Origin of the sequence: Arthrobacter sp. NicSoilB8 (assembly GCF_019977355.1) — a bacterium.
Lineage (GTDB): Bacteria > Actinomycetota > Actinomycetes > Actinomycetales > Micrococcaceae > Arthrobacter.
In genome coordinates, this window is sequence record NZ_AP024655.1 from 2275092 (window position 1) to 2299446 (window position 24355).

At 66.1% G+C, this 24355-nt stretch carries 20 protein-coding genes; 8 read left to right on the forward strand and 12 right to left on the reverse strand.

Features of this window, described 5'->3' with window-relative positions:
* Positions 1–42: 42 nt before the first annotated feature.
* The 3 genes from LDO15_RS10225 to LDO15_RS10235 all read left to right on the forward strand — a co-directional run bounded on the left by LDO15_RS10225 (position 43) and on the right by LDO15_RS10235 (position 2949).
* Positions 43–900: an SDR family oxidoreductase gene (locus tag LDO15_RS10225; RefSeq protein WP_223986663.1), complete on the forward strand. Its 858-nt coding sequence runs from the start codon at positions 43–45 to the stop codon at positions 898–900.
* A gap of 194 nt (positions 901–1094) precedes the next feature.
* Positions 1095–1613 (forward strand): universal stress protein, encoded by a 519-nt coding sequence (locus tag LDO15_RS10230; protein WP_223986665.1) that lies wholly within the window; start codon positions 1095–1097, stop codon positions 1611–1613.
* Between the two features lie 103 nt (positions 1614–1716).
* On the forward strand, positions 1717–2949 hold the full coding sequence (locus LDO15_RS10235; protein ID WP_223986668.1) for a hypothetical protein: 1233 nt from the start codon (positions 1717–1719) through the stop codon (positions 2947–2949).
* A gap of 180 nt (positions 2950–3129) precedes the next feature.
* Here the strand turns inward: LDO15_RS10235 and trxB are convergent, their stop codons facing one another.
* The 3 genes from trxB to LDO15_RS10250 all read right to left on the reverse strand — a co-directional run bounded on the left by trxB (position 3130) and on the right by LDO15_RS10250 (position 6941).
* Entirely contained in the window at positions 3130–4122 is a 993-nt protein-coding gene (trxB, locus tag LDO15_RS10240; protein ID WP_223986671.1) for a thioredoxin-disulfide reductase, read from the reverse strand.
* Positions 4123–4259: 137 nt separating this feature from the next.
* Positions 4260–6128: an alkyl sulfatase dimerization domain-containing protein gene (locus LDO15_RS10245; RefSeq protein WP_223986674.1), complete on the reverse strand. Its 1869-nt coding sequence runs from the start codon at positions 6126–6128 to the stop codon at positions 4260–4262.
* A 168-nt stretch (positions 6129–6296) separates the two neighbouring features.
* On the reverse strand, positions 6297–6941 hold the full coding sequence (locus LDO15_RS10250) for a LysE family translocator (RefSeq protein ID WP_223986676.1): 645 nt from the start codon (positions 6939–6941) through the stop codon (positions 6297–6299).
* A 392-nt stretch (positions 6942–7333) separates the two neighbouring features.
* Here LDO15_RS10250 and LDO15_RS10255 point away from each other — a divergent pair, with 392 nt between their 5' ends.
* Entirely contained in the window at positions 7334–8929 is a 1596-nt protein-coding gene (locus LDO15_RS10255; protein ID WP_223986678.1) for an MFS transporter, read from the forward strand.
* Between the two features lie 51 nt (positions 8930–8980).
* Here LDO15_RS10255 and LDO15_RS10260 read toward each other — a convergent pair whose 3' ends face one another.
* The 4 genes from LDO15_RS10260 to LDO15_RS10275 form a co-directional block, all read right to left on the reverse strand.
* The gene (locus LDO15_RS10260) at positions 8981–9649 is read right to left on the reverse strand and encodes a GAP family protein (RefSeq protein ID WP_223986680.1); all 669 of its coding nucleotides are present in this window, start codon (positions 9647–9649) and stop codon (positions 8981–8983) included.
* A gap of 39 nt (positions 9650–9688) precedes the next feature.
* A complete protein-coding gene (locus LDO15_RS10265; RefSeq protein ID WP_223986683.1) occupies positions 9689–10843 on the reverse strand; it encodes an AI-2E family transporter in 1155 nt (384 codons plus the stop codon).
* 107 nt (positions 10844–10950) lie between these two features.
* The gene (locus tag LDO15_RS10270) at positions 10951–11337 is read right to left on the reverse strand and encodes an SHOCT domain-containing protein (protein ID WP_223986685.1); all 387 of its coding nucleotides are present in this window, start codon (positions 11335–11337) and stop codon (positions 10951–10953) included.
* Between the two features lie 66 nt (positions 11338–11403).
* Positions 11404–11859 carry a hypothetical protein gene (locus LDO15_RS10275; protein ID WP_223986687.1) on the reverse strand — a complete coding sequence of 152 codons (456 nt, stop codon included), beginning with the start codon at positions 11857–11859 and terminating at the stop codon, positions 11404–11406.
* 344 nt (positions 11860–12203) lie between these two features.
* On the opposite strand from LDO15_RS10275, the gene LDO15_RS10280 reads away from it, so the two are divergent.
* Positions 12204–13034 carry a class II glutamine amidotransferase gene (locus tag LDO15_RS10280; protein WP_223986690.1) on the forward strand — a complete coding sequence of 277 codons (831 nt, stop codon included), beginning with the start codon at positions 12204–12206 and terminating at the stop codon, positions 13032–13034.
* Positions 13035–13149: 115 nt separating this feature from the next.
* Here the strand turns inward: LDO15_RS10280 and LDO15_RS10285 are convergent, their stop codons facing one another.
* Together LDO15_RS10285 and LDO15_RS10290 are read right to left on the reverse strand one after the other, a co-directional pair.
* A complete protein-coding gene (locus LDO15_RS10285; protein WP_223986694.1) occupies positions 13150–14724 on the reverse strand; it encodes a hypothetical protein in 1575 nt (524 codons plus the stop codon).
* A gap of 501 nt (positions 14725–15225) precedes the next feature.
* Entirely contained in the window at positions 15226–15786 is a 561-nt protein-coding gene (locus tag LDO15_RS10290) for a potassium channel family protein (RefSeq protein WP_223986697.1), read from the reverse strand.
* Positions 15787–15989: 203 nt separating this feature from the next.
* Here LDO15_RS10290 and LDO15_RS10295 point away from each other — a divergent pair, with 203 nt between their 5' ends.
* Positions 15990–18575, forward strand: coding sequence for a LuxR C-terminal-related transcriptional regulator (locus LDO15_RS10295; protein ID WP_223986700.1), 2586 nt, complete (start codon positions 15990–15992; stop codon positions 18573–18575).
* Between the two features lie 154 nt (positions 18576–18729).
* Positions 18730–19200, forward strand: coding sequence for a universal stress protein (locus LDO15_RS10300; RefSeq protein ID WP_223986703.1), 471 nt, complete (start codon positions 18730–18732; stop codon positions 19198–19200).
* Between the two features lie 244 nt (positions 19201–19444).
* On the opposite strand, the gene LDO15_RS10305 is transcribed toward LDO15_RS10300, so the two are convergent.
* The 3 genes from LDO15_RS10305 to LDO15_RS10315 all read right to left on the reverse strand — a co-directional run bounded on the left by LDO15_RS10305 (position 19445) and on the right by LDO15_RS10315 (position 22408).
* The gene (locus LDO15_RS10305) at positions 19445–19741 is read right to left on the reverse strand and encodes a hypothetical protein (protein ID WP_223986705.1); all 297 of its coding nucleotides are present in this window, start codon (positions 19739–19741) and stop codon (positions 19445–19447) included.
* 282 nt (positions 19742–20023) lie between these two features.
* Positions 20024–20863, reverse strand: a complete 840-nt coding sequence (locus tag LDO15_RS10310) for an IclR family transcriptional regulator (protein ID WP_223986708.1) — start codon at positions 20861–20863, stop codon at positions 20024–20026.
* 264 nt (positions 20864–21127) lie between these two features.
* Positions 21128–22408: a family 1 glycosylhydrolase gene (locus LDO15_RS10315; RefSeq protein WP_223986711.1), complete on the reverse strand. Its 1281-nt coding sequence runs from the start codon at positions 22406–22408 to the stop codon at positions 21128–21130.
* 371 nt (positions 22409–22779) lie between these two features.
* On the opposite strand from LDO15_RS10315, the gene LDO15_RS10320 reads away from it, so the two are divergent.
* On the forward strand, positions 22780–24333 hold the full coding sequence (locus LDO15_RS10320) for an ABC transporter substrate-binding protein (protein WP_223986714.1): 1554 nt from the start codon (positions 22780–22782) through the stop codon (positions 24331–24333).
* Positions 24334–24355: the final 22 nt, after the last annotated feature.

A 24355-nucleotide genomic window follows, 5' to 3' on the forward strand; every position in this document is an offset into this window, starting at 1 on the left:
CGAAAGCTTGATGAACTTCACCGCGGACTCTAGGAGCGCAGCATGACAATTGCAGTAACAGGTGCCACAGGACAGCTGGGCCGGCTGGTCCTCGAGGAACTGCTCGCCAGCCAGGAACCAGCCTCGCTGGTGGCGGTAGTGCGCGACGCCGGGAAGGCTGAGGAGCTGCGTGTCCGTGGCGTCCAGGTGCGCGCCGCGGACTATTCCGATCCGGCCGCGCTGGAGGCCGCCCTCGCGGGTGTCGACAAACTCCTGTTGGTCTCCGGCAGCGAAGTGGGCTCCCGTGTGGCGCAGCACGCCAATGTGATCAACGCGGCCAAGGCCGCGGGCGTCCGTTTCATCGCCTACACGTCCGTCCTGGCCGCGGACACCACGGAGCTGATCCTGGCACCCGAGCACAAGGCGACAGAGGAACTCATCCGCGAGTCCGGACTCGAGAACACGATCCTGCGCAACGGCTGGTACACCGAAAACTATGTCCAGGCCGTGACCACGGCCCGTCAGACCGGCGCCGTCGTGGCCGCTGCAGGAGACGGCCGGGTCGCCAGCGCGGCGCGGGCCGACTACGCGGCCGCCGCGGCGGCGGTGCTCAGCTCCGCGGGACACGAGGGGCGCGTCTACGAACTCTCCGGCGACTACGCCTGGGACTTCAAGGAACTTGCGACCGCGCTCACCGAGATCGCGGGCCGGGAAGTGGTGTATCAGCCCGTCTCCGCAGCCGAGCTGGTGGAGGTCCTGACCAGCGCCGGACTCGACCAGGGGACCGCGGGATTCCTCGCCGCCCTTGACACGGACACCCAAGCCGGTCTGCTGGCAACCGTCACAGGCGAGCTGTCCGGGCTGATCGGGCGCCCGACGACGCCGCTGCTGCAGGCCCTGCGGTCTGCCACCGCGAGCTAGGCACCACGTCCGGCCCGGCCCCCGGACCAGACGGTCAGCAGCCGCTCGGTCAGCCGCCGGAGGCGGACCGGGTGAACCGGAGTCCCGGCGCCCTTCGCCGGCGGGCCGGGAATGGGCATAATGAAGGCGTGGATTCTCTGCATGCCCTCAAGGCATAACCGGCCAGCGGTTGCGCGGCTCGACTTATGGTTCCCGTGGAATCGTCCGGTGATTTCGGCCTGGCCGGCGCCGGGGCGTGGTCGGACGGCCCGCTGGTTCTCGGCGTGCCATGGGATTTCGAGGTGCGGCTGGTGCGGGCCGCCGCGGGGCTCGCGGCCATCATGGACGCTCACCTGATCTGCGCGTTCGTGGACCCGGCGAGCTACCTCACGGAGTGGGCACCCGCCGGCTCGCAGCCTGGCACCTCGCTCGATCCCGTCCGCAATGTCGACGCCGAGTATCCCTCCCGGCAGATGCTGGCCGGGCTCGAGCGCGTGCTTGGGCCGCCCGGCGGGGCATGGTCCTTCAGGGTGCTGAACGGGGAAGTGGCCCAGGCCCTGGGTCGCCTGGCGGAAAGCGCGGATGCGGCTGCGCTGATAGTCGGCGGGCAGCGGCCCGGGCGGGTTGCCAAAATGGTCCGGCTCCTGGAAGGCTCCGTCAGCGTGTCCCTGACCCGCCTGCAGGCCAAGCCCGTGCTGATCGTTCCGCACATTATTCCGCGCCCAGGCCCGTGATCCGCCGGCCGACGCTGCGGGTTTCACCCCTTCCGGGTGACGGCGCCGAACCCAGAGGGCTTTAGCGTTGGGTTACCACCACGCCAGCGAATCGAAGTGAGTGATGTCAGGCCGGAACAAACACGCAGCCGTCACGTCAGAGTCGCGGGCGCTCTTCATCGGCAGCGTGGGCTTCGTGGTCCTTGGCGGCGTCGCGTTTCTGCTGGTCGGACGGGAACCGGTTCCGTTGTCGGGTCGCGGCTCAGCCGGTGACATCGCGGCGATCGGCACGGCCGTCCTTGGTGCCGGGGCGGTGGTGGCCGGTTGCCTGCAGCGCCGGCCGCCGTTGTCACCGCCGGGGCGTGGGGGCGGCCGGACGCGCAAGGTCATTGACATCGCGGCGCTTGCACTGGCCCACGGGTGTATCTTCCTGCTCGGCTGGCTGGCCCTCTTCTCGATCTTCCAGCAGGCGTTTATCGGTGCGGTCCTCTATCCCGTGGCGGCGGCTGTCCTTGTCGGGACCACGGGAGCCGTCAGCGCCTACATCGCGTACCTCTCGGCGCTCGGCATGAGCGCTTACCGGCTCGCCGCGCTCCTCGCCGCGTTCCTGGTCACCGGTGTCCTCACGAGCATGCTCACGGCACAGGACCCTCAGTGGTGGCAGGAGAACCTCAGTGCCCTCGGCGCGAGCTCCGACGTCTCCGGGGTGGCCTTCAACCTGACCCTGATCATCGCCGGCGTCGTGGTCACCACCCTCGCGGGATACGCCACCATGACTGTTGCGACGACGTCGACCACGCCTTCCGCGCGTCATCGGGCGAAGCTGCTCGAAGGCGGCATCATCCTCATGGGCGTCTTCCTCGCCTGCGTCGGCGTGTTCCCCGTCGATGAGCGCTTCGGCCTCCACACGCTGGCCGCGTCCGGCATGGTGGTGGTGTTCGGATCCCTGGCTGTCCGCATCCGCGCGCTCGTCCCGTCCCTCCCGGCGACCTTCGCGGCGCTCGGGTGGGTGTTCCTGGCGGCCATCGGCGTCGCGGCAGTGCTGTGGTTCCCCGTCGGCTACTACAACCTCACCGCTGTGGAGCTGATCGCCGCCTCGCTGATCTTCTCCTGGCTCATTGTCCTGATCCGCAACCTCGCCGCCGTCGACGCGGACCGGCTCGACGCGGACCAAGCCGACACCGCTCAGTTCGACCCGGACCGACTCGACGCGGACCGGCTCGACACCGCTCAGTTCGACGCGGACCAAACCGACACGGCTCAGTTCGACGCGGCCAGGCCAGCCCGGCGGCAGGCACTGGACAGTAAAGGCGGGCCGGCGTCAACCGCGAAGGATGAAACGGCGTCCGGGCCGTAGCGCGGCCGGCCAAGACTGCGTGCAGCGGTGTTGCCTGGGCCTGGACCTGGTCCTGGTGTGGCGGTTCAGTGAAGGGCCGCCCAACTAGCTAGCAGCAGGGGCCGTTTTGAGCCCTCAAAACGGCCCCTGCTGCTAGCTAGTTGGGGGCGGGGCGGGGCTGGGCGGGGCGGATGCGGTGACCTACGAATGGGTGGGTTCCTCGACGAGGGCGGTGGCGATGCTGTCCGCGTCGTCGAGCGCGGCGAGGTAGCGTTCGGCATCGAGGGCCGCGGCGCAGCCGGTGCCGGCGGCGGTGATGGCCTGGCGGTAGCGGTGGTCCACAGCGTCCCCGCACGCGAAAACCCCTGTCAGGTTGGTGACGGTGGTCGGGGAGTCCACCGTGATGTAGCCCTCGGCGTCGAGCTCCACCTGGCCGGCCAGCAGTTCGGTCCGGGGGACATGTCCGATCGCGACGAAGATCCCGGTGGCGGCCTGTTCGCGGGTTGCGCCGGTGCGGGTGTCCGTCAAGGTGACGCCCGTGACTTTGGCATTGCCGTGGATCGCGGTGACGGCGGAGTGCCACGCGAAACTGATCTTGGGGTTGTCCTTTGCCCGCTGGGCCATGATGCGGGAGGCCCGCAGTTCACCCTTGCGGACCACCACCGTCACGGACCTTCCGAAGCGGGTCAGGAAGGTCGCCTCCTCCATGGCGGAGTCCCCGCCGCCGACCACGATGATGTCCTGGTCGCGGAAGAAGAAGCCGTCGCAGGTGGCGCACCAGGAGACGCCGTGGCCGCTGAACTTCTTTTCCTCCGGCAGGCCGAGTTCCTTGTAGGCGGAGCCGGTGGCGAGGATGACGGCGGGAGCCTCGTGAGTCTCTCCGGCGCCGGTGACCACGCGCTTGAGGTGGCCGGCGAGCCGGACGCCGGTGACGTCGTCGAACACCACCTGGGCGCCGAACTTCTCGGCCTGCTTCTGCAACCCGTCCATCAGTTCCGGGCCCTGGATGCCGTCCGGGAAGCCGGGGAAGTTCTCCACCTCGGTGGTGTTCATCAGGGCACCTCCCGCGGTGACGGCCCCGGCGATGACGAGCGGCCTTAGCCCGGCGCGGGCGGCGTAGATCGCCGCGGTGTAGCCGGCCGGGCCGGATCCGATGATGATCAGCTGTTCAGTAGTTACGTTGTCAGCGCTCATGGTCATGCTCCTTGGCGGTTGGTATCGGCTCCGGTTGCCTGGCGGCGGGAATGAGGGATGCGATCAGGGCCAGGTATCCAGTGCAACAAGGACGGCGACTTCGATCAAGGGGCCGCGGCCGCGGGGAACTGCCCCCGTTACGGGGTGACGATATTGAACGCCGGGTCCCCGGTGTCGAGCACTCCCAGCAGGGCCGGCAGGACGTAGGTGCTGCCGGTCAGGGTGATGCCCGGCGAGGCGGTGTCCCCGCCGAGCAGGGCAAGCAGCCTGGCCTTGGTGAGCCGGATCTCGGCGTCCGCCGATTCGCCCGCCACTAACTCGCTGATGAGCACGCCATTGCGGAGGGTCAGATGGTATGTGGCGTCGAGATCCGTGAACGTGACATTGAGCGAGAGGTCCAGATTCCAGGCTTTGGGTCCATCCACCGCGATGGCGAGGGATCCGAAGAGCTGCTCGGGGGTGAGCTGGGCGACGATCGCCGGTGCCGCCGTCGCCGTTGGCGTCCCGAAGTTGCCGTCGCGCAGTTCGGTGGCCCCGGAGAGGAAGAAGTTCCGCCACGTCCCGTTCTCCGAGCCGTAACCGAGCTGTTCCAGCGTGTCGGCGTAGAGCTCCCGCACCCCGGGGTTGCCGGCATCGACGAAGATGGCGTGGTCGAGCAGCGTGGCTGCCCAGCGGAAGTCACCTGCCTCAAAGGCAGTCCGCGCGGTCCCGATGACGTGGTCCAGCCCTCCCATGGCATCGACATAGCGGGTGGCCAGCCCGGCGGGAGGATGCGGCCAGAGGCGCGCCGGGTTCCCGTCAAACCACCCCATGTAGCGCTGGTAGATCGCTCTCACATTGTGGCTGACGGAGCCGTAGTAGCCCCGGGTGTGCCAGGCGTTCGCGAGGGCCGGCGGCAGCTCGATGGCCTCGGCGATCTCGGCGCCGGTATACCCCCGGTTGAGGTATCGCAGGGTCTGGTCGTGGAGGTAGGCATAGAGGTCGCGCTGGGTCGAGAGGAAGGAAAGTATCCGGTCCGCTCCCCACGTCGGCCAATGGTGGGAGGCGAAGACGACGTCCGTCCGCGTGCCGAACATCCTGATCGCCTGCGTGAGGTACGTGGACCAGACATGCGGATCACGGACCAGCGCGCCCCGCAGGGTGAGCAGGTTGTGGAGCGTGTGGGTCGCGTTTTCGGCCATGCACAGGGCGCGGTACCGGGGAAAGTAGAAGTGCATCTCCGCCGGCGCCTCGGTCCCAGGAGCCATCTGGAACTCGATCTCGAGGCCGTCCACTGTGTGGCGCTGGCCGGTCTCGCGGATGTCCAGCGTCGGCACGATGAGCCCGATTTCCCCTGTTGAGGTCGTTTGGCCGAGGCCGGCGCCCACCTGGCCCCGCGGGCCGCATGCGAGGGCCGCCCCGTACATGTAGCCGGCCCGGCGCGCCATGGCGGTGCCGGCGTAGACGTTTTCCGAGACGGCATGCTCCACGAAGCCGTCCGGGGCGATCACCTCGATAAGCCCGGCATCGGCATCCGCCTGGGTGGCAACACCGAAGACTCCGCCGAAGTGGTCTACATGGCTATGGGTGTAGATGACGGCGGCAACACGCCTCTCACCCCGGTGCGACCGGTAGAGCCTGAGCGCGGCGGCGGCCGTCTCAGTCGAGATGAGGGGGTCGATCACAATGACCCCGGTGTCACCTTCCACGAAGGTGATGTTCGAGAGGTCGAGGCCGCGGACCTGGTAGATGCCGTCCACCACTTCGAAAAGGCCCTGTTTGGCCACGAGGCCGGACTGCCGCCAGAGGCTCGGGTTCACCGTGTCGGGGGCCTCACCGCCAAGAAACGAGTATTTGTCGTTGTCCCACACCACCCGCCCGTCGGCTGCGTGCACGACGGCGGGACTCAGGGCCGCGATGAACCCGCGTGCCGCGTCCTCCTGATCGGCAGCGTCCGCGAAGGGCAATGATGCGGACAGCTCACGGTGGGCAGCCGCGACGGCCTGCTCGGCTGGCTTGCGGGTCATAGGATTTCGCCATCCCTCCGACGGACCACGGGCGTTCATCGTGGCACACAGCCGGAGCGCAGGCCATCACCCGATTCGGGTGACACCCGGGCCGGGGTCACTGAGCGTGCCCGTGCTGACGCCCGTGCTTACGCCCGAGCGCCCAGCCCGAGCACTTAGCCCGAGCGCTTAGGCGGAGGCCAGCGTCTTGGTCAGGATCGTGCCGCCAACCCCGACGAGGACAGCGCCCGAACCACCGACGACCATCCGGCCGGTCCGGGGCCGGGCGAGAAAGCCCGTGATCTTCTTGAGCCCGCTGAGGAGCAGCACATACCAGGCAAAGGCAATCAGCAGGAAGATGCACGCCATTACGGTGTGCTGGGCGAGCGACGGCAGCGGGGCGAAATTGAATTGCGGGAACAGCGACAAATAGAAAACGGCGACCTTCGGGTTGAGCAGGTTGCTCACCATTCCCTGCACGAATGGCGAGCTGCCACCAAGCTGTCGGCCCGGCCGCGGTCCCGCGGGCTGCGTGTGTTCTTTGGGAGCCCTGGCGAATGCCTCGGCGAGCGCGCGGACACCCAGATAGAGCAGGTAGGCGGCCCCGGCGATCTTTATCCCGGTCCCGAGCACCTCCGAGGCCCCCAGCAGCGCCGTGACACCGAGCACCGCCAGCAGCGCAAGAATCGTGTTGCCCACCATGATGCCGGCGGCAGCTGTTGCAGCGGACCGGGGGCCGCGGGCCGCGTTCCTGATGACCAAGGCAAAGTCCGGGCCGGGCACGAGGACCACCACCAGGCAGGTCAGCACAAAGGCCGTTAGCTGTTCGACCATGGTGGTTGCCTCCGGGCGTCGGGTTCTTCAGCGGGACGGGATGAATCTGCCCGCGACAGAGCAGGGCAGGCTTCTACGTTAGGGCATATTCGGCATGACCGGCGTTGATCACGGTTCTTCTATGGCTGCGCGGGCGGCGGGGGCTGGAACTTCACCCGCCGGGAATGATTCGGTCCGGGCACCGGACGGTTAGCTTTGCATTAACATCGCACCACGGCGGGCTCTGGCGGGATGTTTTCCCGCAGTGCCGTGCTGATGTGTGCGCCTGCCCGGCCAAACGCCAGAGGAGGCGACATGCCCGGTTGTGAAATGCCCGGTTGTGAAATGCCCGGTTGTGAAACGTCGAGTCGTGAAATGACCCCGGACCCGGCAAACCGGCGGGATGGCCACCGATGACCGTTCCCAACGACGCCGGGAACCAGCCGGTGCAGTTCAACCAGAAACTCGCGCTGCTGTTGGCGATGGCGATGTTCGTGCTCGTTGTCGACACATCGATCATGAACGTCTCGATCTCCGCTGTTGTCAGGGACATCAACAGCACCGTCAGTGACCTTCAAGCGGCTATTGCCCTTGAAGCGCTGGTATCCGCCGCGTTCATCCTGATCGGCGGCAAAGTGGGCGACCTGATCGGACGCAAGCGCGCCTATGTCCTGGGCCTCTGCGGATACGCTGTGGGCGCCGTGGCGATGACGCTGGCTCAGAGCATCACGGCGATCCTCATTTTCTGGGCCCTGATCGGCGGCCTGGGCGCCTCGCTCCTTCTTCCGGCGATGCAGTCCCTCATCCACGGCAACTTCGACGGCGATGCCCGCAAGCGCGTCTATGCGTTCGTCGGGGCCTCGGCGGCGATCGCCGCCGCCGTCGGGCCCCTCCTGGGCGGCTTCATCACCACATTTCTGTCCTGGCGGGTGGCCTTCCTGCTGGAAGCGGTCATCATCGCCGTCGTCCTGTCCGGAATCAAGCTCGTGAAGGACGTCCCGTATACGGGACCCCGGGAGTTCGACGTCGTCGGATCACTCCTTTCCGTCTTGGGCATGGGCGGAATCGTCCTGGGAATACTGGTCTGGCAGGAAGGCGGCGAGGCTGTTGGCGCCCTCCTGATTGTCGGGGCGGCCGGACTGGGCGGGCTCTTCTTCTGGCTCGTGCGGCGTGAGCGCCTCAAAAAGCCGATGCTGCTGGATCCAGGGTTGTTCCGGTCGCAAGGCTTCCGGTTCGGCGCTACACAGCAAATGCTCCAGCAGGTCACCCTCGGCGGCACCATGATCGTGCTGCCGATCTACCTTCAGATGGTGCTCGAGTACAACGCGATGCAGGCAGGGTTGTCCATTGCGCCGCTCTCACTGAGCATGTTCGGCATTGCCCTGCTGGCCGGCAAGAGGGCCGGGACGCGGCGCCCTGCAAGCATCATCAGATGGGGCTTCATTCTCCTGCTGGTGGGTTTGCTCGCGATCTTGCCTGTTGTGCCGCGCGCTGACTCCGGCTGGTGGCTCTTGGTCCCGCTGATCATTGCGGGCTGCGGCCTCGGGCTGCTGGTGTCGCAGCTGAACAACTACACGCTGTCCCCGATCTCGGACGAGCGCGTCAGCGAGGCTGCCGGAGTGAACTCGGCCGCAGGGTCGTTCGGATTGTCGTTCGGTCTCGCGTTCGCCGGCGCCATCATGCTGGCCTCGCTGTCGTTGATTTTCACCGCCATGGCGACCTCGAGCACGGTGCTCCCGCCCGCCGAACAGCAGCAGGTGGCGCAGGCGCTGGAGGAGGACGCCCAGGTCCTCAGCAACACCCAACTCTCGGAACTCCTCGTCAGCCAGCCGGCGGACATCCAGGCCGAAGTCATCCGCATCAACACGGACGCCCGGCCCATCGCCCTGCAGATCGGTCTGCTGATCCCGATTCTCGCCAGCGTGGCCGGCCTCTTGATCTCCTTCCGCATGATGCGGATCCCTGATCCCAAGCCCTCCGGCACCGGCGAGGGCGCATTCCTGGATTGAGCCTCGCGGGGGTGTGCCCGCCCGGGCCTGATCTGCGCGGCCTCTTCCGGATCAGAGTTGCAGGAAGCTGTAGCCGACGATGAAGAGTCCGATCGCGAGGGTGACGATCGCCGCTATCCTGCGGCCGTGGCGCTGCAGCCAGTTGTAGAGGGCGGTCAGGGGCACTTGGGCGCGCTCCGGAGAGTGGAGCCACACGGCGACCGGAACAACGACGGCGGACTGGACCACCGCGGCGTACGCGAGGACCAGTACGCTTCCTTCCAGCGGCGGCAGGCCCTGGACACCGATCACGGCACCTGCCGCGACGGCCAGCAGGATTGCCTTGGGACGCAGGTTTAGGCCCAGGCCCAGGACGACGAATTCCCAGGGCCGGGCCGAACGGAACCTCGACTTCATCTTGCCGAGCATGGCGTTTTCCCGCCGGCTCTTGCTCACGAAGAGGTACAGGGAGTAGCCGATCAGCATTGCACCGATCACAATGCCAAACTGGGCCACCCATTCGTCCTTGCGCAGGAGCGGCGGCCTGACGGGCAAGAGCTGGAGCCCGACCGCCGACAGGCTCACCATCACAATTGAACCGACGAGGCTGCCGATGAGGAAGGGAAGCGCGCCGCGGCGTGGATTTGGCGAGAGCAGAATCATGATCGTCACGCTGACGGGCACGGTGCTCACGGCCCCGGCGAGGGCGAAGAGCACCAGACTGGCTAACGTGTTCAGCATGCGGCTGTCACCTGCCCCGGACGGCACCCTGGCGGCACGTCATGCCTTCGGCGCACTGCCCGTTTCCGGGCGCCCCGGCCGGGGCCGTCCGCGGCGGGCCCGGATCGCCTCGTCCTCTTGCTTGAGGAGCACCTGCAGGTCGGTTCTGTCGCCCGTGAAGGGCCGCCACCATGACATCGACGGGTCGGAATCGAGCAGGATCGTGCGAACGAAGAGCGTCAGGGGGACTGCAAGGATGGCTCCGACCGGGCCCAGAAGCAGGGCCCAGAAGAGGACGGAGGCAAAGGTCAGAGTCTCGCTGAGCGACACCGCGTTGCCCACGTACTTGGGCTGGATGATGGACTGGATCACGCTGTTGATCCCGCCATAGATGACGATGATGGCCACGACAGTCGGCCAGCCGCCGGTGAGGAAACCAAAGAACAGCGGCGGGACGATCGCGATGAAGTAGCCGATGTTGGGGATAAAGCTGCAAATGAACGACAACAACCCCCAGAGCAGGGCGCCGGGGACCTGCAGGATGACCAGGACCAGCCAGTTGAACAGGCCCTGGGCGATTCCGAGGACCGTGGTGGCGACCATGTAACGGCGCACACCTATACCGAAGCCGATGAACGCGGTGACCAGTGCCGGCCGGTGGTAGTTCAGATGCGTCAGGAGGGCCGGTACGCGGGAGCCATCAACGGCCATGAGGATGAGCATGGTCAGGATGACCACGAGGCTCCCCACCAGGCTCGCAATATTCCCCAGGAGGCCGCCGAGGAACCCGATGATACGGCCCGGCGTAAACCCGTTGAGGACTTCCTGGGCTTGCTCTGGCCCAAAACCTACCGATTCCAACAGACCGGCGAGACTGGCGCCGAGTTGGGCCACCTGGGGGGCGTATTGCGGCAGCAGCGCGGAGAACTGTGCGAGGGAGGCAATCAGGACAGCCGCGAAAGCTGTCAGCAACCCGAAGACGGCTGCGATGGTTGTCCCCGTGGCGATGCCCCGGGAAATTCCCCGTGCTTGCATCCAGCGGCGAATGGGATGAACACACAGCGTGAGAACGAACGCAAAGAATATGGGGGTGACGATTCCCCTCATGGCGCCAAGGCCGAACGCCACGACAGTGGCGCCGGCCAGTGTGAGCAGGATCGTGACGGTGCGGGGGAGGGCAGGGCGTGGATCGGATTCCGATGATGCCGGCTCCATTGAGCCCTCCTTGGTTCAGTCTGGCCCTAGTTTAGAGGCGAGGAGGCGTGGCGAGTAGTGGATTAATAGTGGCCTGCTGGCCGGCTGATAGGGATCCCCAATCTGAGTCAGGCAATTACTCTGCTTTTGATCCGTTCGAACTCCGCCGCGCTGATGGTTCCGGCGTCCATGAGCGCCTTGGCCTTGGCGATCTCCTCACTGGGGCTCGCTGCGGCGGCCTGCCGGATATAGGAATCCATTTCCGCCTGGCTCTTGCGGGCCTGTTCCCTGGACCTCTCCGTCATTCCCTTGCCGCGCGCGACCATGTATACCAACAGCGACAGGAAGGGCACGAAGGCCAGGAAGAAGATCCAGACGGCCTTCCACCAGCCACTGAGTTCGTGGTCCCGGAAGAGATCAGCAATGACCATGAACAATGCCCACAGGAAGGCGAAAATTGCGTAGACGCAGAACAACCACCAGACAATGTCCCAAAAGTTCTGGAAGAAACTCATTTCGGCTTCCCTGCTTTCACTCGGCGCGGCGTTGTTTTGGACGCAGGCTCTGGTCGGGCCGTGGGCCTAGCACTTGACGTCATTCGTGAGGTCGCTGATGGCCGCCTGCACGTTAGCGGCTTCGTCCCGCAGCGAGTTCACAGCCTGAGTAAGCGTTGCACTGTCGGGCACGGAGTTCACGGCGGAAGCAAACTTCTGCTGAGCAGCTTTGACGGCATCCACCCGGTCCTTGGCGGCGTCCCCGGCAACCTTGACCAGCTCGTCATAGGCCGTCCGGACCTGATCCCGGGCCGTCTGGATCTGGTCTATCGTGGCGCCTGGTTTGAGGGTGTCCTTGAAATTGGTCAAGGCCGCCGAGAAGGCATCGGCGGCGGCACACACGGGCGAAACGGTCTTAGTCTGGCTGGTGGTGGGGCTGGCGCTGGGGCTGCTGCTCGGGCTGGTGGTGCTGCAGCCGCCGAGCAACGCAATTGCGGCCCCGAGCGCCAACACCCGGGCGACGGTTGATGGTGGTCTCGACATCGGAGGCCCCTCTCTTCATGGGCTCGCACTCTTCATGCGCTTGCGCCTGGCAGCCCAGGCACTGGCAGGTATCACCAGTGTTGGCTTCGCGCCACACGGGCACCTCACCCGCCGGGGGTGATCCTGGGCGGCACCCACCAGCGCCGGGCAAGGCCGTCCCTCAGACGCAGAGGGGGTGATCGGCGTCGTCGGAGTTTCCCCAAGTGGGCCCCTCGGAGCAGTGCCGGAGAATCTGGGCCGGCAAATCCGTGCCGGAGAATCTGGGCCGTCGAATCACCCCGGGGTGATGATGTGCCGGCCACGCACACGTGATGGACTTCAGTCCACAGGAGAGGGAGGACGCCATGTGTCGTTGGCTCGCGTATTCGGGTTCGCCGATCAACCTTGAGGAGCTTTTGTACAAACCCGCCAACTCGCTCGTGATGCAAAGCAGACACGCACGGTTGGGAGTTGAAACCACCAACGGGGACGGCTTTGGTGTTGGCTGGTATGGTTCGGCGCCGTATCCCGGACTGTTCCACAGCACGGAGCCGGCCTGGCACGACCGTAACCTCCGCGAACTGTCCGGCCAGGCGTCATCCGGGCGGGTTTTCGCACATATCCGGGCCTCGACCGGCTCGGCTGTCCAACAGACGAACTGCCATCCGTTCCGGCATCGCCGATGGCTGTGGATGCACAACGGGCTCATCACGGATTTTCCGGCGGTGAAGCGTGACCTGGCCATGGCCGTGGAACCTTCGCTTTTTCCGCAGATCGAGGGAGCTACGGACTCGGAGCTGTTCTTCTTCCTCGCGCTCACCTTCGGCCTGGAGCAGGATCCCCACGGGGCCGTTTCTGCCGCGGTAGGGCTGATTGAAGACGTCGGAAGGCAGCACGGCATCGATTTTCCGATCCAGATGACGGTGGCAACCACCGACGGCGACACCACCTGGGCGTTCCGCTACTCAAGCGAAGGCCGGTCCAGGTCGCTGTTCCACAGCACTGACGTCGCGACGCTTCGCGCCCAGTACCCGGACAACCCCATGCTCCATGCCCTCTCGGACGACGCCCGGCTGATTGTCTCCGAGCCGTTGGGCGACTTGCGCGGCGCCTGGCGGGAAGTGCCGGAGTCCACATGCGTTGTGGTCCACGGCGGCGGGGAAGACCTGCTGGAGTTCTCGCCCGCAGTTGTCTAGTCCCGCAGTTGCCTAGCCCGCAGTTGCCGAGAGCCGGGCCGCCCGCCGCAGCAGGCGGGCGGCTTCCTCTTGCCGGGGGCAAATGAGCCCCTGACAGCCCCTAAACCGTGAGCCCCTACGGCAGAGGAATCGTCGGGTTTGGTTCGTCCCGCGGACCGGCCGACGTGGCGGGGCCGGCGGCGGACGCGGCGACGGACCCGGGGCCGGATGAGGCCGCCGGCGCGGTCGGCCCGGCGGCGGACCCCGCGTCGGTAGTGGCCCCCGCGGCGGTACCGGTCCCGGCGGCGGTACCGGTCCCGGCGGCGGGCTCCATGACGGTCCCGGTCCCGGACACCGCGGCGGAGTCGGCCTCCGGACCTAGGACAATGGCTGGCCGGCATAGCAGCTCGATGAGGAGAATGGCCAGGACGGCGAGGACCGCCGTCCAGATGGCGACGGCTGCCGTCGGGTCCTGCCAAAAGATCAGCACCAGCACGGCGATTCCGACGACGACGGCGTCCAGTATCCTCCGGTAACGGGCCAACCACCGCTGCCACGGTTGGACCTGGCCGGCACCAACCTTGCCGTTGATGTAGTCGCCCGCACTCGCCAGCCCGTGGCGGACAAACTCAGCGGGACGTGAGTGGCCGCTCAGGAATGCGGCCAGGGCAATGATGAGTCCCACCACGAAGACGAGCCGCACGCTGCTCCGCAGGGGCACCAGAAGTGTCTCGACCAGGCTTTGAGCCGCCGCCGGGGAGACAGAGTCGGGAGGAATCGAATTCAACAGGATACTGCGCCCGATCACTAGTCCCAGCGCCAGCACCGCCATGGCTATGGCCACGCCCAAACCGACGCCGCTGGTGGTGCTCCGTTTCCGGCCACGCGGTGCCACCGCGATGGCACCTACGGCGGTAATCACCGTCAGCCACGCCAGTATTGGGGCAGTCGAGTCCAGGGTCCTGATGGCGTTAGTGGCCCGGACCAGCTCCGGCGACTGGAACAGGGTAATCTGCGCGTCAACGTCCGGGATCCTGGCGGCGATCTCGATTCCCTGCTGGACCAGGGCGGTCTTGACCCGGGCAATGATCTCTTTGGTGGAGATCGTTACAGTGCCGTTCTGGTCAATATTGACCGTGCCGCCGGTGTTACCGGTGGCAAGGTTCACCAGGCCCTGGTGTGCCACCCGGTTCACCTGGATCCAAAGATCCTGGAACTGTGGCGTTGCCACGAATTTGGACACGGTGGAATGAATGAGGTTCTTTGTCTGCTCCGCAATCACCGGAGCCAGCCCGGTGATCACTGCGGCCACGCGCGGCGCCGTTTTGCTGAGTTCGTTGAGCGCATCGCGAGTGATGGTCTCAAAGTCCACGGAGTCGGTGATCTGTTTCGTGACCTTGTCTGCGATCTCGGCCTGGATCGCAGGGTCCGACGCTAACGGCGCCACGGTGGCCACGTAGCGGTCGGTGTCGATTAATTCGCTGCGCAAATACATGGCGGGCACGGCGGCGAGGGCCAGTACGGCGGTCAGTACGACCAGCACGATCGCTATGATCCGGCGGGCCAGTCCGGGATGAGGCCCGGCCGTCCTCGGGCGGGCCTTTCTGGCGTCGTCCCGTTCGCGCTGCAACCGGGCAACCTCCGCCCGAAGCCGCAGTATTTCTTCCTGTTCCGGGCTGCCGGTGCCGGGGGTCTGGTCCTGGAGAGACATGAGGGGCTCCGCCTAAGTAGCAACTCGTCGCGCCGGCCCGTTGCTACAGGCGGCTGGGTGTGGATGAGTCAGCGCCGTCATGGAAGCACCCGTTGAGGCAGGGCTGCTGGATACGGGCACGCGAACCACCTCCAACAATATGCCGACGGCGTCTGGCCGCGTTGCCGGGTCTGACGCGTCTTCCTTGGACGCCTGCCTGAAGCAGGAAGCGGGAGTGGCGGATGCCGCTCCCGTTCCGCGGTTGGGCACTCATGACAATTTTCATTGTCCGCTCGGCGTGCGTGCCCAGCCCCATCCACACAGGGTGATCTGTTAGCCCGAAGGGTACTTCGCCCCGGCCGGGCGGTGGTTGGGGCGGAACGTGGGATGTCGTGATGATGGGCAAATCGGATCCCGGCATGGCCGCAGGGGCGGGATATCCGCCTCTTTCAGTTCCGTATCTCCTTGGCGCCTCGATGCGGCATCACCCCGTGCGGGTGATTAGAAAGTCCGGATTTGGGTCTAATGGCCCAGACGCCGGCCGGCCGCAAAAAAGGACACTTTTGCCACTAAAAGGAGAGCCCCCAGATCAGCAATCATCTGCACGGATACGACTGCGCGGGCCAGTTGACTTGTCGGCGTAATGTCGCCGAACCCAACTGTGGCAAACGTGCTGGTTGTGAAGTAGAGCGCGTCTGTTCTGTCCAGGGGTTCGCTAAATGACAACAGGTCTGTTACCGACATGGATGTGTAGAGCAAGGCAAAGAGACACAAGAACAGCAAAACGGATTCGACGACCGCCTCTGCCGCCCGGACCTGGGGGATATGCGCCGTCAGGATCATCCGTAATTGGATGGCCATGGTGGCCAAGAAAATCAGCACTATGACCGCCAGCCGGATCCACGCGGCCGCGGGATTGGCGTCGTTGAAACCCCCTATTGGAATAAGGAAATAAAGGCCGAGCACTATGACGGTGAATGCGACCAGACGGACTACCGCGAAAATAAGGACGCGCCTTCGGCCGGCTTTATCGAGGTCGCGGAGGAAAAGCGGGTCCGTTTGGCTGCCGTGCTTCGAAGCCATGACTGATGATACCCCCGCCCGCGAAATTTGTGCCGTGGCGCATTTGGACATTCCTGGCCGCTACTCCGGCGCGCCACGCCGAGGACGACAAGGGGTCTTTGCGCCCTGTTAGGGCCCTTTTGCGCGAGCCTAGCATGTGCTACGTGGGAGAGATGCTAAATGCCGGATGGGTGCCTGGTCCTCAGTTCAAGATCAGGCCACCTGTGCGAGGCCTCGGAGCGCTGGAGCGCCCGCGCCTGGAAAGCGCCTTGTCCGCGTCCGCCGATTCGCACCGTCTGACGCTCGTCGCGGCACCAGCCGGCTACGGCAAGTCCACGTTATTGGGTGACTGGGTCCGCAAGTGCGATCTTCCGTGCGCGTGGCTGTCGCTCGACCGGTTCGATACTCAGCCCGCACGGCTGTTTAGCGGGGTCGTCGGAGCGGTGCAGGCCGCGGCCGGCAGGCTTCCGCTGCCCGGCACAGATGCCCTCCTGGCCCTCGACCAGGGCCTTGCCCACGACCGGGCCGCCTCCTACGACCTACTCCTCGGTGCCCTGGAGCACCTCACCGAGCCGATTGCCCTGGTGATCGACGACGTTCATTTGGCAGGGCCGGGGCTGGCCAACGGAATCGTCGGGGTCCTCGCGGCCTCGGCACCCCCTTCATTGCGGCTGGTGCTCTCCGGACGTGGCCACACGTCCATCCAGCTGGAAAGGTTCCGGTACGGCGAGGGCCTTGGCGAGCTTCGCGCCGCCGAACTCGCCCTCACCCGGGAGGAAGTTGCCCAGTTTGCCACATCGTTGGGACAGGACGGAGACTTCGACGCCGGATCCCTGTGGGCGGTGACAGGCGGCTGGCCGGTCGCCGTCCACGCCAGCCTGGTTTCATTGGCGCAATCCCGCAACGTACCGGTCACGACGCCGGGCTCCACGCCGGCGCACATCCCCCTGGCCGACTACGTCGCGGAAGAGATCCTCGACCAGCTCGAACCGGCGCTGGCGGAGTTCATCCTTCGGGCCACCACGAGCGACTGGCTCGGCCGTCGGCTCGCCGTTGAACTCTATGGCCGGCCCCGCGGCGGCGTGCTGCTTGAGGAATGCCTCCGCAACGGTCTCTTCATTGAGGAGCACGATTACCGCGGCGGTGAATCCATGTACCGCTGGCAGTCACTCTTCGCGGCGCAATGCCGGCGGATACTTCAGAGGCGGGATCCCCTTCTGGCCGAGCGGCTGCACCGCGTGGCGGCGCGGTACTACCAGGACACCGACGTCGTCGAGTGCGCAGCCCAGGCGCTGCAAGGGCGTGCACCCCGGCAGGCAGTGATATCCCTCGGAGCGCATTGGCTCGAGTTCGTGCTTGGAAAGGATGCCCAGACCCTGGAGCGGCTGTGCAGGGAACTGCCGGCGCCGTGGAACGAGGACCCAGAGATCCTGATGATCCGGTCTGTCTGCCGCGTCCTTGCCGGCGATGCCGCGGCAGCATCGGAGCTCTCCGAACGGGCGCTGTCACGGACTTTTGTGCTGGATGCAGTCCGCCGCCGGCAGCTTGACGGCTACCGGGTCCTCTTCGAGTCTTCGCCTGCCGGTGGCCGTCTGGACCTTCTCACTACCCTGGCGGACGATGGCCGGTCAGCTGTTGGCGCTTCAGACGACGGCCGTTCCGCTTCCTGCTCGTCCGGACTCTTCCTCCTAGCCCAGGCGGAATATCGGTTGCACCGCAGCAGCGATCAGGCGACCGTACTGCTCCACGCAGTCAGCGGCAGCGGCAACCCCAAACAACTGGAAGCGGTGGAAATCCCCGCCCAGGCGGATCTCGCGTTGGCTTTCGCGGCAGCCGGCGACCTGGTCGGCGCGGACGAACATGCCACCCAAGCCGTGGGGCGGGCAGAAGCGCTGGGCTGGAGTTCGAGGCAGCGGATCGCTCCGGCCTGGCTGGCACGCGGTATTGCGTGCTACTGGCGCGATGACCTGACAGCCGCGCGGACGTGCCTGGTGAAAGCCCAGCGATTGGGCAGCGACCTCTTCCCGGCCGGTCCGCTCAGCGCCGTTTATCGGGTGCTGGTCGATCATGCCGCGGGTGATGCGCCCCGGCTTGCCGACTCCGGTGCGGCGCTGGAGTCCTTTCACACCCGTGGGTTCTACGCCGTGTCGGGAGATGCCCTGCATACCATCGCCGTGGCAAAACTCGCCGAAGCCCAGGGGAACGTCGCCGGTGCGTTGGCGATCGTTCAACCGCTGGGCGCCGGAGGCCATGGGGCGTTGGCGGACGCCCTGCTGGCGGAGATGCTGCGTCGCGGAGGGGACGTCGACGCTGCCCAGCGCTGTGCGGAGTCAGTGGCCGACCGCCGTCGGAACTCCTATGTCGACACCTGCCTGAGCCTGACCGAGGCGCTTCTGGCGAACGGGACCGGGGATACTGCGGCCGCACACGAGCGGCTTGAACACGCAGTCCAACGGGCCGAACCCGAGTCAGTTCTGCGGCCTTTCGTGGAGCGGCGAGGCGAACTCGCGGACCTGCTTGTGCAGCATGCGGTCTGGGGGACCGCCCATGAGTCCTTCATCGCGGCCCTCATGGCACGCGAGACGCAAGGTGAGACCCGTCTCCGGCCCCAGTCGTATTGGAGCCTGACGGAACGTGAACGCGAAGTCCTTGCCTACATGCGCTCCATCATGACCGCGGCCGAAATTGCCGACGCGCTGTACATTTCGGTGAATACCGTCAAGACGCACGAACGGTCCATCTACCGCAAACTTGGTGCGGGAAGCCGGCGGGACGCCCTCAAGACTGCAGCCAAGCGCGGCATCGTCTGAACCTGCGTTCCTGGTGAGTCCTGACGAGTCTTGGCCAAATCCAGGCGAGGTCCGGTGCCGGGAAGTTGGCCCGGGCCGCGCGACTCTTCCGGCAAGGACCAGATCGGGCCAGAGGCCTCTAGGCGCCGCTTGCCGGCAGTGAAAGTCTGGAACCATGACAAATTCAGATCCCTTTGTGATTGTGGTTGGGTTTGACGGTTCGAAGCAATCGCACGGCGCCCTCGAATGGGCCATTGAAGAGTCCCGATACCGCGATGCGGAACTGCGGGTAGTGACAGTCTGGAACAAGGCGCCGATGTCGTGGTATCCGGCGCTGCTGGAAACCGCCGCAGGGGAAATCGTGGCAGAGGAGTCCCCGGAGCAGCAGGCTGAGGCCCTCAGCGCGGCGGCGGCCGCGGCGGCGGCCGCGGCGGGTGTGAACGTTGTGACGCGGACCGTCCATCACGACTCTGCGGCATCGGCCATTCTCGGGGCCGCACGCGAAGCCGACTTGGTCGTCATCGGCTCCCGCGGCCACGGTGGCTTTGCCGGCATGCACATCGGCTCGGTCTCGACGCACGTGGTAGGCCACTCTCCGTGCCCTGTGCTGGTGGTGCGTCCGAAGGCGGCGGGCGCGTCCAGCTGACTGACTCCCACCCTCGCTGACTGGCTCCCTTGCTGACTGGCTCCCTTGCTGACTGGCTCCCTTGCTGACTGGCTCCCTTGCTGACTGGCTCCCTTGCTGACTGGCTCCCTTGCTGACGGCCGGGCGGACTCCGGAGGGACAGCGGCAGTGCCCTCCGCCGTCGGGCCCCTGGACTGGTCCGAACACACGGCCTGAAGTGGCTGGCGTTAGGGCAGGGGCTGGCAGCTCCGGCAGAAACGGGTACTTAGGGCAGGACCTTGTAGAGGTCGATGACCGTCTCTTCAGGCGGAGAGGTGAAGCCGCCCTCAATGCCCGCTTGCATCCGCGGCACGAGAATCGTGTCCCGGAATTTCTCCCAGCTCTCCTTCGAATCATGGACTGCCACGACGGTCCAACCGCCCGCGGACGACCCTGCGGCGTGGAAGATCTGGCCCTCCGGCAGGAGTCCCTGGCCAGGATGGACCGCGGCAAGCGACGCTTCGTACTGCTCCTTGGTGCCTCCCGGGAAAAAATGCACGACTCCGTAGGGCGAGGTTTCCATGGCTACTCCTAGGATGGTGGACGGATCTCGACAAGGCCAGTCCTAGACTTCGCCGCGGGGCCTGTCAAGGGGCTGAGGTTTAGGGCACTCAGGAGACTTGGCGGTGAAAGAGCGGGCTGGTTGCCCGGTGATATCCAGCGCCAGTGCGGGCGTTCGGAGGCTAAGTGCTCCGGCAGGCGGAAACCGCGTGGCCGCGTTCGCTGCCGCCCTCGGCCAGGACCAACCAACCCGGGTGAGTTAGCAGCTACTGTTCGTGTCCCAGGCAGGGCCCGGATCCGGACCCTACCTCGAAACGGCGCTGACTTCGGCCCTGTACCCGAGATTTCGGGACACCGCCCTGGCCGTTGCCTGAACTGCCGGCGCCAGCACGTTCGGGGGAGTGGCGCCGTCGGGAACCACAATGGAAAGTGCTGCGACGACGGCGCCCTGGGCGTCAAAAATGGGCGAGGCCACGGACACTGTCCGGGAGGGCGCCGACCTTCTGATCATGGCGACGCCGGTGCGGCGCACGTCGGAAAGCGTGCGTCTAAGCTGCCCCTCCGGCATCGCGTCCACGCCGGCCTCCACGTCAGCGGGCTGCTGGATGACGGATTCCTGGAAGGCCGTGTCGGCTCCGGCGAGCAGAACCAGGCCTACTGCAGTCGAGCGCAGCGGCGCGCGGCCGCCAACCCGGTAGGCCACCTCGGTTGCCTCTTTGGAGGACAGCCGTTCGATCAGCACGGCCTCGTTCTTGTCGCGCACCGCCAGCAGGACGTGATGGCGCGTCACCTCAAAGAGGTCTTCCAGATACGGCAGCGCAATTTCCCGCACGCCATGACCGCGGGGCGACAGTGACGCGACTTCCCACAACCTCACGCCCACCACGTAACGGCCGTCCTCGAGTCGTTCCAAGGCGCCCCAGGCAACCAGCCGGGCAATCAAGCGGAGTGCTGTCGGGGCGGGCATGTCGGCGTATCTGGCCATTTCCGACAACGTCAGCGCCCGCCGGCGGTCGGAAAAGACGGCGAGAAGGCTGAGGGCCCGGTCGATGACCGGTTCGCCCTGTTTGGGGCGTTTGCCGCGGGCAGGAGCGGGGGCGGCCGGCCCCGCCCTGTCCGGATCCTTTTCCGGGAATGCTGTCATTTCAAACCGTTCCTTCTTCGCCGCCAGAGACCCTCACCACAATACGGTTTCATCCAATGAAACCCCCAGCGCACCTCACCACGGCCTCCTGCCGGGCCAAGGCGTACGGCGGCCGTGCGCCGGATGGGTGCCGTGGATTTCCTGGCCGGCGCCCCAGCTGCATCGGGTCCAGGTCTGCTTCACGCCGGGTCCAGGTCCGGTACCCGCACTAATAGGCGGCGCCGAAGGGGATCCTTTCGGACAGGCGGGACACGGGGTGCCTCTCTATCTGGTGGGAGCGTCAACTGCCCAGGGGGCCAGCCGGGCGCTGCTGGTGCGGGCGTGCCCGCCCAGCCACCGTGCACTCTCCTTCGGGGTCCGTTCCTGCGTGGTCCGGTCCACCGCGATGAGGCCGAACTTCGGCCTGTAGCCAAAGATCCACTCGAAGTTGTCGAAGGCGGTCCAGGCGATGTAGCCGCGGACGTCAATGCCGTCGGCGAGGCAGGAGGCCACGCCGGCTACCGCCGTGCGGAGGTAGGCCAGGCGCTGGCAGTCGTCGTCAGTCGCCAGGCCGTTCTCCGTGACAATGACGGGGATGCCGGCGACGCGGGCCGCCTCACGGATCGTCGCTTCGAGGGCCTCGGGGTAGATTTCCTCGCCCATCTGGTTCGTCTCGGCACCCTCGGGGACCGATGCCACCCCGTCCGGGCCGAAGACCGTCCGGCCGTATGTCTGGACTCCCACGAAGTCGTCGTCGCGGGACGCCACGAGGAAGCGTTCGTTGACCTCACGGCGGATCCTGTCCGCCCGCTCCTGTCCGCGTCCGGCCGCCTGGATGTCGGTGTTGGCCAGCGTCCACCCGACCGGGAGTTCCGGCCGGATCGCCTTGATGGCGGCCCGGCCCTCGTGGTGCGCCGCGAGCTTGATATCGAAGCCCGGCTCGGAAACCGTGAACTGGAAGGGCGCCACGCGGCTTGCATCGATCCCGAGCCGGTCAGCCGCTGCCGCCCACAGCGGCACGTCCGCCCTGCGCTCGGGGGCCTCGCCGCCCAGCCCGAGCTCCTTGAGCAGCCACGGGAGGTTGGGCTCGTTGAGTGTGCAGGCGACGCCGATGAGGTCGCCGAGGTGCCGCATCGCCCGGTCGCAGTAGCGGGCGAACCGTTCGGGAGTCTGCGGGTCCTCCCAGCCGCCGGCCGCCAGGAGCCAGCGGGGTGAGGTGAAGTGATGGAAGGTGACTACCGGGGTGAGTCCGTGCTCATGGCAGGTCTCCAGCACGCGGCGGTAATGATTAAGTTCCGCCACCGAGAAATGGCCTTCCTCGGGCTCGATGCGTGCCCACTCCAGCGAGAAGCGGTAGCTGGTGAACCCCAGGCCGGCGATCAGGGCGATGTCCTCGCGGTACCGGTGGTAGTGGTCGACGGCGTCCCCGGACGGTTCGGCGAAGATCGTGCCTGGGAGCCTCTCCAGGAACCAGCAGTCACTGTTGGTGTTGTTTCCTTCAACTTGGTGGGCTGCCGTGGCGACGCCCCACAGGAAATCGTGCGGGAAGGCAAAAGAGTCGGTCATCTGGTTCCTTTCGAGCTGAGCGCCAAGCGACGGTGCCTGGGCTGACTGTCCATCCTCCGTGGTCAAGGTCAGGGAGGGGCGGCCGTTTTCATTGGTTGAAAGGCTTATCGCTGCTTCGTGCGGCCACTGCGTCCATTCCGGGCCCGTCAGGAGTGACCCCCACCACAATACTTTTTCAATCAATGACATTCTCGTGTTTCCGTTTGAGGCGTCACCGTGATCCTTGAGTGAGCCGGTCGCCGGGACCCATCTGGCGAGAGGGGCACCGGCGCAACGGCCCGGTAGCTGGTCGCGGACGATCGGCATACAGGCCCCAGGCTCCCCCGGATGTTGACCCCCGTTTCCTGAGAAAGAATGCGAAGGCGCACTACATGAAACTTCTGAACTCCACCGCACGACGGAGCGCGGCCGTTCTGGCCGGGGCGCTTCTGATGAGCTCGCTCACCGCTTGTGGCGGCGGGACCCAGGCGGCAACCGCCGCCAACAAAGACACATTGACCATCGCCGTCGACAGCGACAGCGCTTCCTTCGGGTTCGATCCGCTGCGAGTCGCCGACGCGCAGCGGCAGTTTTTTGAAGGCCTCTACGAAAACCTCCTGACCCTGCAGCCGGATGGTTCGGTTGGGCCGGGCTTGGCCAAGGAGTTCAGCTACAGCGCGGACAACACGGTCCTTACGCTGAACCTCAAGGAGGGCGTCATCTTCACGGACGGTGCTGCCCTGGATGCGGCTCTGGTGAAGGCGAACCTGGACCGCCGCAGCGACCCCGCACTCAGCGCCTACTCCGCAATCGCCCAGGGCGGAGCCCAGGAAGTCACTTCGGTGAGTGTTGTCAGTCCCACGCAGGTGGCCATCAGGTTCGCCAAGCCGCAGCCAGGATTCGAGAAGAACCTCGCCTCCACCATGGGCATGGTTGTCGGTAAGAGCGGTGTTGCCGATACGGCCAGCCTCGCCAAAACCCCGGACGGCTCCGGCCCCTACACGCTCGACCCCTCCACGGTTAAGGGCAACAAGTACGTCATGGTGAAGAACGACAAGAACGCCGGCGCCGCAGGCTACGCCTACAAGAAGATCACTTTCAGCGTCATCCAGGATCCCCAGGCGCGCGCCAACGCTCTTGTCTCCGGCCAGGCCGACGTCGCCATGCTCACTTCCCCCACGGTGGACTTCGCAAAGTCCAAGGGACTCGGCGTGTCGCAGATCGGTGGAACGCTGCACACCATGGTCTCCTTCGATAAGACAGGGAAGACCGCTCCCGCCTTCGCCAGCGAGAAGGTCCGCCAGGCGTTCCAGTACGCCATCAACCGCCAGTCACTGGTGGACGCACTGCACAAGGGCGACATCCCCTCCTGGAACGCCCTGCCCAAAGACTCTGCCGGGTTCACGACGGAACTGGAAACCACCTTTGCCTACAACCCGGAGAAGGCCAAGAGCCTTCTGGCGGAGGCCGGCTACGGCAACGGCTTCGAGTTCACGATTGTAGGCAGCGCCGAAACCCAGACGGACCTGCAGGCCGTCCAGAAGGATCTGGCCGCCGTCGGAATCACAATGAACATCAAGATGGCCACTTCCACCGATGAAGCCTTCGCGGCCGTCGCAACCACACCGCTCGGCTACGCCGCGCTCGGCTGGGACAACCCGGTGGGCCTGATGTACGGCGTGGTCCTGAACGGTTTCACCAACGTGCAGAAGGCCTCCGATGAGCAGCTGACTGCGGCTACGGGCGAGGCCGCGGCCGCGAAGGACGCCGCCGCCAAGAAGACCGCCCTCATCAAGCTCAACGCCCGCTTGGTGGAATCCGGCTGGATGATCCCGCTCTACGAGTCACTCACCAACCAGGGCTACAACACCAAGAAAGTTCAGCAGGTGCAGTTCGCAGGTTCGAACGCGTACCCGCTGCTCTCGTCCTACGCACCGGCTAGCTGATCACCGAACCTGCCGGACGGCC